The 16,561-nt window shown below is 46.0% G+C and carries 15 protein-coding genes and 1 other RNA gene; 13 read left to right on the plus strand and 3 right to left on the minus strand.

From position 1 onward, the window contains the following. The first annotated feature begins 29 nt into the window (after positions 1-29). Complete coding sequence (locus tag HFE64_04040; GenBank protein ID MCI8632639.1) at positions 30-1,322, plus strand: serine dehydratase subunit alpha family protein; 1,293 nt, start codon at positions 30-32, stop codon at positions 1,320-1,322. Next, positions 1,315-1,971, plus strand: a complete 657-nt coding sequence (locus HFE64_04045; protein MCI8632640.1) for an HAD family phosphatase — start codon at positions 1,315-1,317, stop codon at positions 1,969-1,971. The genes HFE64_04040 and HFE64_04045 overlap by 8 nt, the downstream gene beginning before the upstream one ends. A 50-nt stretch (positions 1,972-2,021) precedes the next feature. On the opposite strand, the gene trpS is transcribed toward HFE64_04045, so the two are convergent. Both trpS and HFE64_04055 read right to left on the minus strand, forming a co-directional pair. Continuing rightward, a complete protein-coding gene (gene trpS / locus HFE64_04050; protein MCI8632641.1) occupies positions 2,022-3,014 on the minus strand; it encodes a tryptophan--tRNA ligase in 993 nt (330 codons plus the stop codon). Between the two features lie 75 nt (positions 3,015-3,089). Next, positions 3,090-4,982, minus strand: a complete 1,893-nt coding sequence (locus tag HFE64_04055; protein ID MCI8632642.1) for an ABC-F family ATP-binding cassette domain-containing protein — start codon at positions 4,980-4,982, stop codon at positions 3,090-3,092. 191 nt (positions 4,983-5,173) lie between these two features. Here HFE64_04055 and HFE64_04060 point away from each other — a divergent pair, with 191 nt between their 5' ends. From HFE64_04060 to HFE64_04110, 11 genes are all read left to right on the plus strand, one after another. After that, positions 5,174-5,374: a cold-shock protein gene (locus tag HFE64_04060; protein ID MCI8632643.1), complete on the plus strand. Its 201-nt coding sequence runs from the start codon at positions 5,174-5,176 to the stop codon at positions 5,372-5,374. A gap of 93 nt (positions 5,375-5,467) precedes the next feature. Next, entirely contained in the window at positions 5,468-6,994 is a 1,527-nt protein-coding gene (locus HFE64_04065) for a M6 family metalloprotease domain-containing protein (GenBank protein MCI8632644.1), read from the plus strand. Between the two features lie 146 nt (positions 6,995-7,140). Continuing rightward, positions 7,141-7,476 (plus strand): hypothetical protein, encoded by a 336-nt coding sequence (locus HFE64_04070; GenBank protein MCI8632645.1) that lies wholly within the window; start codon positions 7,141-7,143, stop codon positions 7,474-7,476. 92 nt (positions 7,477-7,568) lie between these two features. Further along, a complete protein-coding gene (secD, locus tag HFE64_04075) occupies positions 7,569-9,050 on the plus strand; it encodes a protein translocase subunit SecD (GenBank protein MCI8632646.1) in 1,482 nt (493 codons plus the stop codon). Next, positions 9,047-9,931 carry a protein translocase subunit SecF gene (gene secF / locus HFE64_04080; GenBank protein MCI8632647.1) on the plus strand — a complete coding sequence of 295 codons (885 nt, stop codon included), beginning with the start codon at positions 9,047-9,049 and terminating at the stop codon, positions 9,929-9,931. The genes secD and secF overlap by 4 nt, the downstream gene beginning before the upstream one ends. 53 nt (positions 9,932-9,984) lie before the next feature. After that, a complete protein-coding gene (gene recJ, locus HFE64_04085; protein ID MCI8632648.1) occupies positions 9,985-11,733 on the plus strand; it encodes a single-stranded-DNA-specific exonuclease RecJ in 1,749 nt (582 codons plus the stop codon). A gap of 79 nt (positions 11,734-11,812) precedes the next feature. Next, the gene (locus tag HFE64_04090) at positions 11,813-12,328 is read left to right on the plus strand and encodes an adenine phosphoribosyltransferase (protein MCI8632649.1); all 516 of its coding nucleotides are present in this window, start codon (positions 11,813-11,815) and stop codon (positions 12,326-12,328) included. A 57-nt stretch (positions 12,329-12,385) separates the two neighbouring features. Further along, positions 12,386-13,300, plus strand: a complete 915-nt coding sequence (locus HFE64_04095) for a class I mannose-6-phosphate isomerase (protein ID MCI8632650.1) — start codon at positions 12,386-12,388, stop codon at positions 13,298-13,300. 22 nt (positions 13,301-13,322) lie between these two features. Beyond that, positions 13,323-14,249: an ROK family protein gene (locus HFE64_04100; protein MCI8632651.1), complete on the plus strand. Its 927-nt coding sequence runs from the start codon at positions 13,323-13,325 to the stop codon at positions 14,247-14,249. 32 nt (positions 14,250-14,281) lie between these two features. After that, positions 14,282-14,634: RNase P RNA component class A (gene rnpB / locus HFE64_04105), an RNA gene on the plus strand. Then, positions 14,632-15,357 (plus strand): noncanonical pyrimidine nucleotidase, YjjG family, encoded by a 726-nt coding sequence (locus HFE64_04110; GenBank protein MCI8632652.1) that lies wholly within the window; start codon positions 14,632-14,634, stop codon positions 15,355-15,357. The genes rnpB and HFE64_04110 overlap by 3 nt, the downstream gene beginning before the upstream one ends. 46 nt (positions 15,358-15,403) lie before the next feature. Here HFE64_04110 and HFE64_04115 read toward each other — a convergent pair whose 3' ends face one another. Further along, positions 15,404-16,561, minus strand: coding sequence for a Gfo/Idh/MocA family oxidoreductase (locus HFE64_04115; GenBank protein ID MCI8632653.1), 1,158 nt, complete (start codon positions 16,559-16,561; stop codon positions 15,404-15,406).

Consider the following 16,561-nt stretch of genomic DNA (forward strand, 5'->3'; position numbering starts at 1 on the left):
AAAATATACTTATATGAAAGGATTTCACGATGCAAAGAGGATCCGAGGTTTATCAAAAATACATAGATATTTTAAAAGAAGAGCTGCTGCCGGCTATGGGATGTACCGAACCGATTGCCCTTGCCTATGCGGCGGCAAAGGCACGCGAGATTCTGGGGGGGCAGCCGGAGCTTGTTAAGGTAGAGGCCAGCGGCAATATTATTAAAAATGTAAAGAGTGTAATTGTTCCGCATACAGGACATCTGCGGGGGATTGAGGCGGCTGCGGCTGCCGGAATCGTAGCAGGAGACGCCGCTAAAGAGCTGGAAGTTATTTCAGATGTGTCGCCTGATCAGCAAAAAGCAATCCGTGAATTTTTGGAGCAGGCTACGATACAGGTGCTGCCGGCAGATACGGATAAGATTTTTGATATCATTGTGAGCGTGGCCAAAGGAGAAGAAACAGCCAAGGTACGGATTTCTGATTTTCATACCAACATTACGCTGCTGGAAAAAAATGGAGAGATTTTGTATAGCCCTACGGCGCATAAGGGCGAGGAAAAGGCAGTTACCGAGAGGGATTGTCTAAATGTGAAGGACATTGTTGAATTTGCGCAGATCTGTGAAATAGAAGATATTGCTCCCATGATTGAACGGCAGATTGCTTATAATGCTGCCATTTCAGATGAGGGACTGAGGGGCGATTACGGAGCCAATATCGGTCAGACCATTTTGAAGATGTATGGGAAAGAGGATGTTAAGATTCTGGCCAAGGCTAGAGCCGCCGCCGGATCGGATGCTCGGATGAATGGCTGTGAGCTGCCGGTGGTTATCGTGTCGGGCAGTGGAAATCAAGGGATCACAGCGGTAATGCCAGTCGTTACCTATGCAGAGTCTATGGGAGTATCCAAGGAAGAAATGCTGCGGGCTGTTGTGGTATCAGATTTATTGGCCGTACATTTAAAAACAGGGATTGGCCGTCTTTCTGCTTACTGCGGTGCCGTCAGTGCCGGATGCGCCAGCGGGGCCGGCATCTGCTTTTTGCAGGGAGGGCGCTATGAAGAGATTGCGCATACCTTGGTCAATGCAATGGCGATTGCTTCTGGTATGATTTGTGATGGTGCCAAAGCTTCCTGCGCCGCCAAAATTGCGCTGGCTGTGGAAGCAGGCATATTGGGATATTCCATGTATCAGAATGGACAGGAATTTAAAGGCGGCGATGGTATTGTCACAAAAGGGGTAGAAGCGACCATTGCGAATGTAGGCAAGCTGGCTCATGACGGAATGCGGGAGACCGATAAAGAAATTATTCAGATCATGGTCGGGAGACATGCCTGTGATTAAAGCAGTTGTATTTGATATGGACGGTGTTCTGTTTGATACCGAACGGATGGGCAGCAGAGCTTGGCAGGCCGTTGCAGACAGAATGGGACTGCCGGAGATCGAAGCAGCGCGTCTTGGCTGTGTGGGACTCAACCGGAATGATGAAATTGTATTTTTGAAAAATTGGTATGGACAGGATTTTCCGATGGAGCGTTTTCTAGAAGAGAGTACTCAGGAAATGGAACGCTTGACAGAGGAGGAAGGGGTTCCGCTCAAACAAGGAGTTCGCGAGATCTTAGCCTATTTGATGCATCAGGATATACCAGTAGCCATTTGCAGCTCCAGCAGAGTGGATAAGATCTGCAGCAATTTAAAGCATGTACAGATTCCGGAGCATTACTTTCAGGCAATTATTGGCGGCGATTTGGTGCAGCACAGTAAGCCTAAGCCGGATATCTATCTAAAAGCCTGCGAGGCGCTCGGCTTAGCGCCGGAAAGCTGTATTGCAGTAGAAGATTCGCCGAATGGGATTCGGGCAGCGTATGAGGCAGGCATGCAGGTAATTATGATCCCGGATATGATTATGCCTACACCAGAGCTTCTGACCATGTGTATTCGTAAGGAAGAGAGCTTAGGAGGTCTTCAGCGCTTTTTGGAGCAGAGAAAATGATAAAGAAAAAATAAATCCTTCATTCTTTTTTCGGAATGAAGGATTTATTATTATATCTGGATATTCATTTTTTCTTTGATCTGGGCCACATTTTCATTGCCGATCTGATTTGCCTTATCGGAACCGGCTTGGATAATCTCCCGCACCTGTTCACGATGGGCTTCATAATAAGCGCGCTTTTCACGGAAGGGGTCCATAAGACCGTTTAATTTATCGGCCAGAAGCTTCTTACAGGCAACGCAGCCAATACTGGCATTTTGGCACATAGAACAAATATTTTCATGCTCCTCAGGATTAAAGATTTTGTGATAATGATTGACCACACACACTTTAGGATTGCCCGGGATTTTAACAGAGGTGCGATTGGTATCGGTAACGGCTGAACGTACTTTTTTAGTAACCGTTTCGGCATCATCCGATAAATAAATCGCATTTCCGAGACTTTTTCCCATTTTAGCATTGCCGTCGAGGCCCGGAAGACGAGGACAGGTACTTAGCTTAGCCTGCGGCTCTGTGATTTGGGTATGATATAATTCATTAAAGCGACGAACTAGCTTGCGACAGAATTCAATATGGGGCAGCTGATCATCGCCTACGGGGATCAGATCAGCATTACAGAAAGTAATATCGGCAGCCTGACTCACAGGATATCCTAAAAAGCCGTAGGTCATATCATTATAGCCATAATTTTTGGCTTCTGTTTTGATGGTCGGGTTATGGCGCAGTGTATTTACAGAGGTCAGCATCGAATAGAAGACAGTTAATTCAGCAATAGCTTTAATCTGAGACTGCTGTACGATGGTTACGACCTGAGGATCCAGTCCAACAGAAAGATAATCAAGAGCAACCTGATAAATACTGTCTTGAATTAAAGCAGGATTTTCAAAGTGAGTGGTAAGGGCCTGCACATCGGCAAGCAGTAGAAAGGTATCATATTCGTGCTGCAGCTCAACACGTGTTTTCAGACTGCCGATATAATGGCCAAGATGTAATTTTCCGGTAGTGCGGTCACCGGTCAGAATGCGTTTGCGTTGTTCGTTCATGATTTCCTCCATTTTTGTTTGGTTTTTATTATACACGGGTTTTCAAGGTTTAGCAACTCATAGAAAAAGAATGTTTTATTCGCCCAGCTCTTCTGAGAGAAGATCCCATTCTTCCATCATGTTCATGATGCTTTCTTCTTGAGTTTTTACTTGCTCTTCCAGCTCCTGATAGGCTTTGGCAGAGGAGTAGTATTTAGGAAGCAGCATCTTTTCTTTAAGCATTTCAATATCCTGCTCAGCAGCTTCAATCATGGATTCCAGCTTAGCCTTTCGGTTTCTTTTTTTGCGCAGCTCGCTGGAGGCTAGCTTCTGTTTAGAATAGGCCTCCTTATTTTCAGAGGCAGGGATTTGCGTCAAACGCTGCTGTTCCTGTATACGCCGGTGTTCAAGATAAAAATCATAGTTTCCAAGATAGGGAATGACAGCAGTAGGGGTAAGCTCCAGAATACGGGTTGCGACTTGATTGATAAAATAACGGTCGTGAGAGATAAAGAATAGAGTTCCCTGGTAAGCAATCAAATTATTTTCCAATATTTCCCTGGAAATAATATCCAAATGGTTGGTCGGTTCATCTAACAGCAAAAAGTTTGCATTGCTGAGCATGATCTTACAGAGGGAAACACGGGCTTTTTCGCCGCCGCTTAGCTGCCAGATTGGCTTAAAAACATCATCGCCGCGAAAAAGGAAGGAGCCTAAGATATTTCGAATCTGAGGGATGGTCAATTGCGGATACGTATCATAAATCTCATCTAAGATGGATTTTTCAGGTGAAAGGTTTTCTTGCGTTTGGTCATAATAGCCAGGAAATACCTTAACGCCAAGATGAAGGTCTCCATAAGTAGGAGAGAGCTGCCCCATAATCATTTTAAACAAGGTTGTTTTGCCAATCCCGTTAGCACCAATCAGTGCGATCCGTTCTCCTCGCCGCACTTCAAAATTGGCTTTTGAAAATAGTGTACGGTCCTCAAAGCGTTTGCAGACCTCCTGAGCGGTCAGTACAACCTCGCCGCTTTGAATATGAGGCGTAAAATGCAGATTCATAGATGCGTTAAGCTCAGTTGGGCGCTGCAAAAGCTCCATTTTTTCCAGTATCTTTTCACGGCTTTGTGCCCGTTTGATAAATTTTTCCTGTCCAAAGCCGCGCAGCTGCTGAATAATTTGTTCTTGCCGCTTGATTTCTGATTGCTGTGCCGCGTATTCTTTTAAAGCGATTTTTTGCCGAGTTTCTTTTTCCTGAATATAATAACTATAGTTGCCGGAATAGACAGTCGAGATACCGCGTTCAATTTCTAGTGTTTTGGTGCATAAACGATCTAAAAAATAACGGTCGTGAGAAATGATGATAGCAGCACCGGGAAAGCCTGCTAGATAAGACTCAAGCCAGCTGATGGACTCGATATCTAAATGGTTGGTCGGTTCGTCAAGCAACAATAGATCCGGAGATTGCAGCAAGAGCTTACCAAGCATGATCCGTGTCTTTTGGCCGCCGGATAAATAATTGACAGGCAGCTGATATTCTTCTTCTGCAAACCCAAGACCTGTCAATACGCCGCGCACCAGACTGCGGTAAGCATATCCGTTTTGTTCTTCAAAAGCATGAAGCAGTGCGGAATAACGATCTAGTTGTTCTTTTGAAGAAGATAGATGCATGTTTTGTTCTAACATATGAATTTCCGCTTCCATATCCTGAAGCGGTTTAAAAACGGTAAGCAGTTCATCTTCGATTCGATTATCGGTCTCATAATCAGCAGTTTGAGGCAGATACCCTATTTTTAAGTTTTTTTGGATAAAAATTTGTCCCTCATCTGGCTCCATATCACCTAACAGAATGTGAAACAGCGTTGATTTGCCTGCGCCATTGACACCAATTAAGGCCATTTTCTCTTTGGCCTCCAGATGGAAAGTAATATTTTTAAGCACCTCATGTGTGATAAAGCTTTTTTGAATTCCTGTTGTAGAAAGGATCATGTGAATTCCTCCTTTGTCATGTACATTTTTAATGATATCAAAAATAAAAGGAAAAAGAAAGGGAAAGATATTATGCAAAACTCCTATAAAAAAGAAGAGCTTGTTGACATAATTAGACAAAACTGCTATAATATGATCATATATAGCAGCACATAGAGGCTGTAAGTACATGGATTTAGGAGGAGTTTCAGATGGAAAAGGGCACGGTGAAATGGTTTGACGCCAAAAAAGGATATGGATTTATCGAAGCCGAGGGCCAAAAGGATATTTTCGTGCATTTCAGTGCAATTGAAGGCGAAGGGTATCGCAGCTTAAATGAAGGACAGGCTGTGGAGTTTGAGGTTGAAGAGGGCGCAAAAGGACCTCAGGCCAGCCGAGTTATTGCACTGTAAGAAAACAACAGATATAATAAAAAGGCATTGTTTTCTGCATGACTGGAAAACGATGCCTTTTTATATGGTAGGAGTTAGCTAGAGCATATGTGGATGAGCAAATTAACAAAAGTGATCAGCATACTTTTCTTAAGTATTAGCTTTCTGATAGGATATATTGAACCCGTGCAGGCTCAGGTTGTGATTGAAGAAACAGGGGATTCTATTTTTCCTTCCTGGTTTATGCCTGCGGAAGGAGAGGTCTGTGCACTGGTAGTGCCGGTAGAGTTTAGCGACTATCGTTTTGCAGAGAATCCTGAGGATGTGTTAGAAAAAATTCTTTGGCAAGAAGGTTCCGAGTATGCTCCTTCTTTGTCTGATTATTTTGATAAGGCTTCTTACGGAAAGCTTTCTTTAAAAGGAGAAGTGCAGCCGGTTGTCACACTTCCGGAAGCACGCAGCACCTATGGGAAAAATCATGTAGAATGGATTGAGGCGGTTTTTGAAATTTTAGCGCAGCGCGGCATCGATTTTTCCCGTTTTGATCAGAATCAGGATGGGATTTTAGACGGACTGTATCTGGTTTGGGCCGGCCCTGCGCAGAACGCGCAGTCCTCCTGGTGGCCCTATTCCGATACATTTTACTGGGATTTTTCAGCATCCGGCATTCGATTAGGCAGCTACAGCAGCCTTTCCTATGAGCTTCTTACCGCGCCGGCGGCGTTTCGTCAGTTTACTGCTATTCATGAAACGGGACATCAGCTGGGGCTTACGGATTATTATGCTTCGGCTACACAGTCCGGTACGGGAGCCAGTGTAATGATGGACCGAAACGAAGGAGATGAGGATTGTTTTTCCAAAATGCTTTTAGGCTGGATCCATCCTCAGGTAGTGAGGGAAAGCACATGGATTACGCTTTCCTCTGCCGCTTCAACGCCAAGTGCCGCCGTAATTGTGCCGGAAAACTGGAACGGAAATTATCTGTCTGAATATTTTATGGCAGAATATATTACGCCAGAGGCCAATCAAAGGACACAGGCCATAAGTGATACGGGCGCTGTGCGTATTTGGCATGTCAATGCCGCCACCTCGACATGGACCGACGAAATTACTTCCTCCATGTATCGGTATCAGAATGGGGGCAGCGGGGCAAAACTATTAACAGTAATAGATATGGATCAGCAATGGTATATAAGCGGAGAGAAAATCTCTGAACAGCAAACAGAGCTATACACTGGTGAAGCAAGCGGAATTGCCATCAAAATCGAAACGATTCAAAATGGTCAGGCGCAGCTTTGCATTACTTATCATGGAAAGGCACCGGCAGAGCCGGCAAACAGCATGAATTCATCGCAGACAGAGGACAGTCCTTCAGAGTCAGAGGCAGCAGGTGCAGAGGAAAGCAGCACTTCGGAGGGCGAATCAGCAGCCGGACAGCCGGAAACATCTGAGGAAACGCAGATATCGCAGGGGGAAGAAAAGCCGATTGAAGACACAGAGAGCATACCGCCGAAAAGTGAAAAAAAGATGATTTCTGCCGTAGTCCCCGTCTTTTTTATCATTGCAGTTGCTGCATTTTTGTGTTATTTGATGCTGAGCGATAAGAAAAAGAATAAAAAGAAGAAAAAACGGAAAAAATAAAAGTGTCTTCCCGGAGAAGTTTAGATATGAAAGCGAAGAAGAGTTTTTACTTTTCTTCGCTTTCTTGCTGTTCATAATTGATTCCCAATGCTCATATCATGATAGTACCGATTCGTAAAATCTAAAAAGAGAAAGAGGAATGAATTATGCAGCGTGTACGAAAAAGAAGAGTTCATAACCAATCCAAACAGGAAATCACACAATTCCCATGGAAAACTGCTTTGTGGGGCCTTGTTATCTCTTGGGGGACAACGATCATTGCGATTATCCTCATGACAGCTGTTTTTTACGCAGGATGGCTGTCTGGCAGTGGGATGCAGTATCAGTGGGCGGCTTACGCAATCATAGCGGTCTCTTTGATCATAGGAATGGGCTATAGCCTGCGCAAACTCAATGGCACCCAAAGGCTTTGGGCTTTGGCAGTGCCTGCCGGATACTTTGTGATTCGGTTTCTCATATCAGCGATTTTGACATTTCTGTAGATCTTGATACAGCGGTTGACAAAAGACGTCAATTGAGTCTATAATACGATAGTTATTGATCCGTAAAACGGACTGGAGGAGGAAGAGAAAGGATGAAAAAACTAAAGAGTGTTTTTATCCTGCTCCTAGTGTTATTGATAATCGCATTTTCAGCAGTTCTATGCTATGTAGGGCTGGGAGAGAACAAGCATTTTGGCGTAGCGAATATCAATCTGGGACTGGATTTGGCCGGAGGCGTCAGCATTACATATCAGGCGGTAGAGGGAAGTTCCCCTTCGTCAGCTGAGATGGAAGGCGCATTGGCCGTGATTCAAAAACGCTTAGATGCAAAAGGATATACAGAAGCAACGGCCTATTTAGATGGAAGCGACCGGATTCGGGTAGAGATTCCGGGTGTAGAGGATGCTAATGAAGCGGTAACTGAAATCGGAAAAACAGCCATGTTAACTTTTGTTGGTATTGATTGGAATCAGATTACAGCAAGCAGTATTTTAGAAGAGTTCTATCCGCAGTATGTAGAAGATGCCAAGGTCAAGCTGGAAGAGCAGGGGCAGGCAGATGCATACACGGATGAGCAGCTTTTGGCAGACGCCAAAACCTTCTTTAGCCAGTATCCAATTGATGCCATCTCAATGTATCCGAGCTTACTGGATAAAGCCAAGGAAGCAGGATATGCAGAAGAAATTTTAACGGGCACCAATGTAGCCAATGCAACCTATCAAAAGGGACAGACCTCTCAGAATGGATCGGTAGAGCCCTACGTGCGACTGGATTTCGATGAGACAGGAAAAGCACTTTTCGCAGCAGGCTCAGAGAAATATCTGAACAAGTATATTGCGATCATGCTTGATACGACAGTCTGCAGTATGCCCAGTGTTAATTCTGTAATCAATGACGGGCAGGCTCTGATCACAGGCATGGCTACCGATGAGGCAGCTAAAAATCTAGCAGCTGATATCGTGGGCGGTGCGCTTCCTGTACAGCTGGAGGACATTGAACATAACAGTGTCGGTGCTTCTCTGGGGCAGGATGCGCTTAATACCAGTCTGCTGGCTGCTATAATCGGCTTTGCCATCATTATTGTATTTATGATCGTGTTTTACCGGGTGCCGGGTCTGGCTTCCGCATTTGCCCTTGTATTTTACATTACAATGGAGCTGCTCCTGATCAATGTATTAGATATGACGCTTACGCTTCCGGGTGTAGCCGGCATTATTCTTTCCATTGGTATGGCAGTGGATGCGAATATTATCATCTTTTCTCGTATCCGAGAGGAAATTACGATGGGCAGAACGCTTCGGGTCTCTGTTCGGGATGGCTTTAAGAAGGCGCTGTCTGCCATTTTAGACGGCAATATTACAACTTTGATTGCTTCGCTGGTGCTGTATTTCTTTGGCAGCGGAACCATTCGCGGTTTTGCCCAGACGTTGGCGCTTGGTATTATCATTTCTATGGTTACCTCCTTAGTTGTAACGCGGCTTATTTTAAGTCAGTTTATGGTGCTGCTTCCGCAGAAAAATCAGCTGTATTGTATCGCTAAAAAGAAAAAAGCAGTGCAGGAGGTGGCAAAATGAAAGTCATTGAACGGACCAAATTATGGTTTTCGATTTCTCTTGTGATTATTTTGCTGGGTATCATCTCATTTATTTTCAGAGGATTGAATTATGATATTGAATTTGCAGGCGGTACCATGCTGCAGATTGATATGCATCAGTCTCTGGAAGAGAATGCACGGCTGGAGGAGATTGTAAAAGAAATTTCCGGCGACAGTAACCCGCAGGTTCAGGCGGTTTCTGGCAGCGGCAGCGATACGCAGATCACAATTAAAGTAAAGGAAATAAAGCCGGAGCAGATCGATGAGCTGTACATGGCAATTGCGAATGAATATGGGCTGGACACCGAAACCAAGGCGGATCTGATTGAGCATTCCAGCATCAGCCCTACCATCAGCTCCGAGATGAAAAAAGCTGCGATTGTTTCGACGATTATTGCAGGTGTTTTGATGCTGCTCTATATCAGTCTGCGGTTTAGAGATATCTGTTTTGGCCTGGGATCATTGATTCCGCTGTTGCATGATGTGCTGATTGTGGTAGCCGTGTATACGCTTTTTCAGATTCCGGTCAATAATACCTTTATTGTAGCGCTTTTAACAATCGTTGGTTATTCTATCAACAATACGATCGTTGTGTTTGACCGTATTCGTGAAAACCGCAGATTTTATCGTAAAAATGAGATGGCCAAGCTGTGCGATGTGAGCATTCAGCAGACATTGGGGCGTTCCTTGGGAACCTCCTTTACAACCATCATTACTGTTTTTCTGCTATTTCTGCTGGGAGTACAGTCGTTGCGCTGGTTTGCACTGCCTCTCCTGGTCGGCATTTTGGCAGGTACCTATTCCTCACTCTTCATTGCAAGCCCGGTTTGGTACTTGTTAGAAACAAAGTTTCATAAATAAAAGCAAGCCTCCATATCTGATTATGGAGGCTTTTTTCATCATAGGAGAAATGAATGGAAAAGTGGATTGTGCGTGGAGGAAGGTCACTGCCGTATATAGAAAAATATCAGTTATCTCCGCTGCTGGCGCGTATCCTTGCTGCCAGAGTAACACTGGAGGAAGTTCCTGCCTATTTGGATCGCAGTGCGCCGCTTGCAAGTCCATGGCTGCTTTTAGATATGGAAAAGGCAGTGGGGATGATACAAAAGCATTTAGTGGCAGGCTCACGAATTCGAATTGTAGGCGATTATGATGTGGATGGACTCACCAGTACAGCCATTTTATATCTAGGGCTTACAGCTCTCGGACGAAAAGCGGAGATATCCTGCCGGATTCCCGAGCGAATCGGAGAGGGGTACGGATTTAGTCGTTCCATTGCGGAAGAGGCAATCAGAGACGGGGTAGAGTTAGTCATTACCTGCGATAATGGCATCCGGGAGAAGGAGAGCGCCTCCTATTTAGCAGAGCAGGGAGCAGAGCTTATTATCACAGATCATCATGAGATCGAGCGGATCGATGAAAAGGATGTGCTTCCTATAGCAGGAGCTGTCATCAACCCGCACCGTCAGGGGGACGGCAGCCCCCAGACTCTGATCTGCGGAGCATTTGTGGCATATCAGTTAATGCGGGCTCTGTATGAGAAAGAAAATAAGCAGCTGCCAGAGGTTTTGAAGGGATATGCGGCACTGGGTACCGTGTGCGATGTGATGCCCCTTGTAGAAGAAAACAGAAAATTGGTCTACCAGGGCTTTGAAATTCTAAATCAGCAGCCTTCAACAGGAATTGAAGCCCTGATGCAGGCAGGCAGTGTCAAGGAAATAACTCCGTATACGGCAGGATACGTCATTGGACCGATGCTCAATGCCGGTGGACGCTTAGGATCACAGAACCGTTTTTTAGAGATTTTGGTGTCGCAGGATGAAAAACGCTGTCGTTTGCTGGCAAAGGAGCTTTTCGACTTAAATCGGGAACGACAGCATTTGACAGAAGAAGGAATTCAGCAGGGAATTTGTCAGGTAGAGGGTACTTTGGATATGGTGAAGGTGGTCTATCTGCCACAGCTGCATGAAAGTATTGCCGGATTGGTTGCCGGAAAGCTGAAGGAACGGTATCAGCGTCCAGTTTTTGTACTAACTAAGGCAGAAAGAGGATTAAAAGGATCAGGAAGATCGATTCCGGCCTATTCTATGTTTCAGGCGATGAATCAGATTGCGGAGTCATTCAGCAAATTTGGCGGGCATGCCATGGCTGCCGGACTGTCGCTGGACGCTGAGGAAGGGAAAGAGGAGGAGGTCGTTCAAGCTTTGCGCTTTGCGCTGAATCAAAGAGCGGAATTGACGGAGGAGGACTGTCAGCCTACGGTGTATATCGATGCGGTAATGCCGATGCAGCAGCTTTCGGTGAGACTAGTACAGGAGCTGGAGCTGCTGGCGCCTTATGGAACGGGCAATGCAAGGCCTATGCTGGCGCAGAAGCAGCTGCTGTTGAAACGATGCCAGATTTTTGGAAAAAAAAGAAATGTAGTTCGTTTGACATTGAGTGCAGAAGGACAAGCTGTGGAGGCGGTTTGCTTTGATGTGCCGGCGGTAATGGAGCTGATTCGTCAGCATTCGGGAGAAAAAGTGGTGTTAGAAGCAAATGATGGGAAATATCTAAGCACCCCGTTTGCCGTCGATTTGGTGTATCAGGCAGAAATCGACATGTATACGGGGATGCCTCGTGTCAAAATTTGTATTCAGCATCTTAGGGCGGCGAATTTGTAATCATGACTTGAAAAGGGAAGGACATTACGGTATCATATAATACGTAAAAATCTAGCCATTGAGTTGAGGAAGAGGTGTTATTATGGAACTTGCTAAAGTGATTCGTGATATTCCGGATTTTCCACAAAAAGGAATTCTGTTTCGCGATATTACGCCTGTGCTGCAAAATGCAGAGGCGCTTGCTGAGTCGGTGAATCAGTTTTGTGACAAGTTAAAAGGAGAGAGGTTTGATTATGTGGTGGGGCCGGAGTCCCGCGGTTTTATTTTCGGCGTTCCAGTGGCCTATGCCATGAAAAAAGGATTTATTCCCGTGAGGAAGCCAGGGAAACTGCCTTGTGAGGTGATTTCTAAAAATTATGATTTGGAATATGGCTCGAACCAGCTGGAGATGCACAGAGACGCTCTTAAGCCGGGCGATAAGGTGGTGGTGGTAGATGATTTAATTGCTACCGGAGGAACGACCAAAGCCATCTGCGAGCTGGTGGAGGAGCTGGGCGCGGAAATTGTCAGCCTGAACTTTTTTATTGAATTAACTGGACTTAAGGGACGGGAGCTTTTAGCAAAATATCCTGTACATTCTTTAATTCAGTATTAAACGTCATAGCAAAGGCAATGGAAAGAAGGAATGCAGATGATGAATCAATGGGAACCGATGTGGATGCAGCCGGTTTTTAAAGAAACGGTATGGGGCGGTCGCCAGATCGCTGCTGTTTTTGGAAAGGAGATTCCCTCTGAGCATACAGGAGAAGCCTGGGAGGTAGCGGCGCATGATAACGGCAAAAGCGTTATTTTGACAGGAAAGATGGCAGGGAAAGATCTGCAGCAGGCCATTGAGGAAGAACCGGAAGCTATTTTAGGATCGGCCGTATTTAAAAAATGCGGAAAGCATTTTCCGCTGCTGATTAAACTGATTGATGCGGCGGACCGCCTGTCAGTTCAGGTGCACCCAAACGATGAGGAAGCGAAGCGCTTGGAAGGGCCTGGGGAAAACGGCAAGACAGAAATGTGGTATGTCATCGACGCTAAACCAGGGGCACAGCTGATTTATGGAGTCAACCGGCCGGTAACGCCGCAGGAATTGGCAGATGCAGTCAAGAGCCAGACGCTGGATCAGATCGTCAATTGGATGCCAGTGCATAAGGGAGATACCTTTTTTATTCCTGCCGGCACGCTGCATGCGATTGGAGCAGGCATTTTAATTGCGGAAATTCAGCAAAACAGCGATACAACCTATCGAGTATACGATTATGGACGAATTGGGCTGGATGGTAAGCCGCGCGCGCTGCATACGGAAAAAGCGAAGCAGGTCACCTGTCTAACGCCGCGATATGAGGCGGTCAATATTGATGACGGAGTTTGCTGTCCTTATTTTCAGACGTACCGGCGCAAACTGCAGGGACAGCAGGAAATTTCTGTGAGCAAGGAGCATTTTCAGATTTTAATGATGCTGGAAGGCAGTGCTGTGTTAGCAGGGCGTCCATTTAAAAAGGGAGATACGGTTCTTTTGCCGGCAGCAGCAGGCACGGTGCAGCTGGAAGGCAGCGCGGTGTATCTGCAGATTTTATAAAATGGGATAGAAATGAGGAAATATCATGCGAATTGGAATTGATCTCGGGGGAACGAATATTGCCGGTGCTTTGCTGGATGAGCATATGAAAATCCTCTGCCGGATGAACATGCCGACGAGAAGTGAGCGCCCCTATCAAGAGGTGATTCAGGATATGGGAACTCTTGTGCAGGGATTGATGCGGATGGGGAATGTGACGCCCGATAAAATCCGTTCTGTGGGCATTGGCAGTCCCGGCACGCCGGAAAAGGATAGTGGTAACATTCTTTTTTCAAACAATCTGAATTGGCATAATGTTCCGCTTTTGAAAGAGCTCGCTCAATATGTTCCGATCCCGATGAAGGTGGATAATGACGCCAACTGCGCGGCGCTGGGAGAATATCTGGCGGGAGCGGCAAAGGGCTATGCTTCTGCCGTTATGATCACATTAGGGACGGGAGTTGGCGGCGGAATTATCTTGAACGGCGCTATCTATGACGGTGTGAATCATGCAGGAGCTGAAATCGGACATACGGTTCTTTGCAGCGGCGGAGAGCTCTGTACCTGCGGACGCAGAGGGTGCTATGAAGCCTATGCATCTGCCACAGCGCTGATTCGGATGGGCAATCAGGCTGCGCAGCAGCATCCGGAGAGTCTTTTGGCCGCGGAAAAAGAAGGATTGAATGGCCTCAAGATATTTCAGGCAGCTGAACAAGGAGACCGGACAGCTCAGCAGGTGGTGGATCAGTATTTGTTCTATGTTGCAGAAGGCATCACCAATGTGGTCAATGTATTTCAGCCAGAGGTCGTTGTGATTGGCGGCGGCATCTGCGGGCAGGGAGAGAAGATTCTTACGCCCATTCGCCGGCAGGTAGAGGCTTCTGTTTTTTGTAAACAGGTCTCAGTGCCTAAGATTGTGACGGCAACGCTGGGAAATGATGCGGGGATCATTGGCGCTGCATTCTTGTAATCTTAAATCAAATATGATATACTAAATTGGTATGAGTTCTCCGGGCGATCGCACAGACAAGAGCCGAAAGGCTGTTTGTGAGGAAAGTCCGAGCTCCTTAGGGCAGGATGCTGGATAACGTCCAGTGGAGGTGACTCCCAGGAAAGTGCAACAGAAATATACCGCCGCAGCATGACTGCGGTAAGGGTGCAATGGCGAGGTAAGAGCTCACCGCCTCTTTGGTGACAGAGAGGGCACATGTAAACCCCATCCGGAGCAAGACCGAATAGAAGGCGATACGGCGGCCCGTCGTGTCTTCGGGTAGGTCGCGTGAGGCGTTTGGTAACAAACGTCCAAGAAAGATGATCGTCCACGACAGAACTCGGCTTACAGGAGGACTCATATGAAACAATCAGAATATCAGGTTATATTGTTGGATCTAGATGGTACCCTATATGATTTTCAAAGGGCTGAACAAAAGGCCATCGTAGATTTGGTATCAGAATGGGGGCTGCCCTGCTCAGAGGAGGCAGTAAAAGCATATCATGATTTCAATGATGCATGCTGGAAGGCCTTGGAAAGAGGAGAAATTACGAAATCTCAGCTGCAGAGCAAGCGATTTGAAGGCTTTTTATCTTATCTGCAGTTTGAATATGATCCGGTCTTAGCGGGGCAGGAGTATGCAGAAAAGCTCTCGCATAACGGTTTTTTATTACCCGGAGCCAAAGAGCTGATGCAGGCACTGGCGCAGCGCTATACTTTATATGCGGTGACAAACGGAATTCAGAAAGTGCAGCTGGGACGCATGGCGGCGTCTGGCATAGGCAAATACTTTGAGAAAATGTTTGTATCCGAAGAGGTAGGAGCCGCTAAGCCGCATACTGCCTATTTTGAGTATGTGTTTGCACATATCCGGAAGGTAAGAAAAGAAGAAATCCTTTTAATCGGCGATTCCATTAGCAGCGATATGCAGGGAGGCATGAATGCAGGGATCGATACGCTGTGGTATAATCCGCTTCATGAGCCGCTTCCAAGTTCGATTCAGGTAACCTATGAGATGGATAGTCTGCAAAAAATTCAAAAATTTTTAACGCAGGAATCAATCTTATCAGCCGGTTTGCCGCTTTAGGTAAACAAAAATGACGGAAAAGATTCCGTCATTTTTAGTATTGCTTTTAATATGTGTTTTCTGTATTTAGCGTCTGTACCTGCGTCTGCTTGTGAAAAGTGGACGCATTTATTTTTTCCTGCAGCAATTGATAAAACAGGTCCTCATCCATCTGCATGGGATTTACTTTTTGTCCTGTCCAATCAGAGAGATGCATGGCATTGGAAATGGAAAGGCCGAGAATTCCTTCCTCACCGGGAGCCAGGAGAGGAGAGCCAGTTAAAATGGCGTCGGTATAATTTTGTAAAATACCATTATGCCCCGTTTCCTGCTCTGTAATGGCAATGGGAATGGTTTCATATCCGGGTTCGCCAAATCCGCCGGTGTAAGAAGCATTGAATGCAGTCTCGCCCTGCTTGTTGCGGTAAAAGGTAAGCTGAGAACGTTCGACAATCAATTTACCCATATCTCCGATAATTTCTAAACGATTGGTTCCCGGCGTATCATGAGTAGAGGCGATAAAAACACCAGTCGCTCCGTTAGGATAACGGGCATAAGTGGTTACATCATTTTCAACTTCAATATCACGGCCCTTTCCGTACTGCATAAAAGAACGGATTTCACAAGGCATACCGCACATCCATTGCCAGAGATCGAGCTGATGAGGACATTGATTGAGTAAAACGCCGCCGCCCTCACCCGACCAGGTAGCGCGCCAGGAGCTGCTGTTATAGTAGCTTTGTGAACGATACCAATCGGTAATGATCCAGATCACGCGCTTTAGCTCCCCGAGCTCGCCGCCCTGAATCATAGAACGCACTTTGGCATACACAGGATTGGTTCGCTGATTATACATGATACCAAATACACGGCCGCTTTTTTTAGCTGCATCGTTCATGGAGCGGACCGCCTTGGTATAAACGCCAGCAGGCTTTTCGGTCAGCACATGAAGGCCAAGAGAAAAAGCTTTTTCTGCATAGAGGGGATGCAGATAGTGGGGGACGGCGATCAGAACAGCATCCACAGCTGCTTCTTTAAAAAAATCATCGGCAGAGTGAAAAACCGAGATCCCTTTTAGATGCTCCTGAGCCCAAGCGCAGCGGGCTGGTGCAATATCGCATACAGCAGTCAATACAGCATTTTGTATCTTGCCGTCATACAGATTTTGAGCATGGGTAGTTCCCATGTTGCCAATGCCAATAATACCAAACCGAACTGTATTCAT

Source organism: Lachnospiraceae bacterium, assembly GCA_022794035.1.
Taxonomy (GTDB): domain Bacteria; phylum Bacillota; class Clostridia; order Lachnospirales; family Bianqueaceae; genus CALWPV01.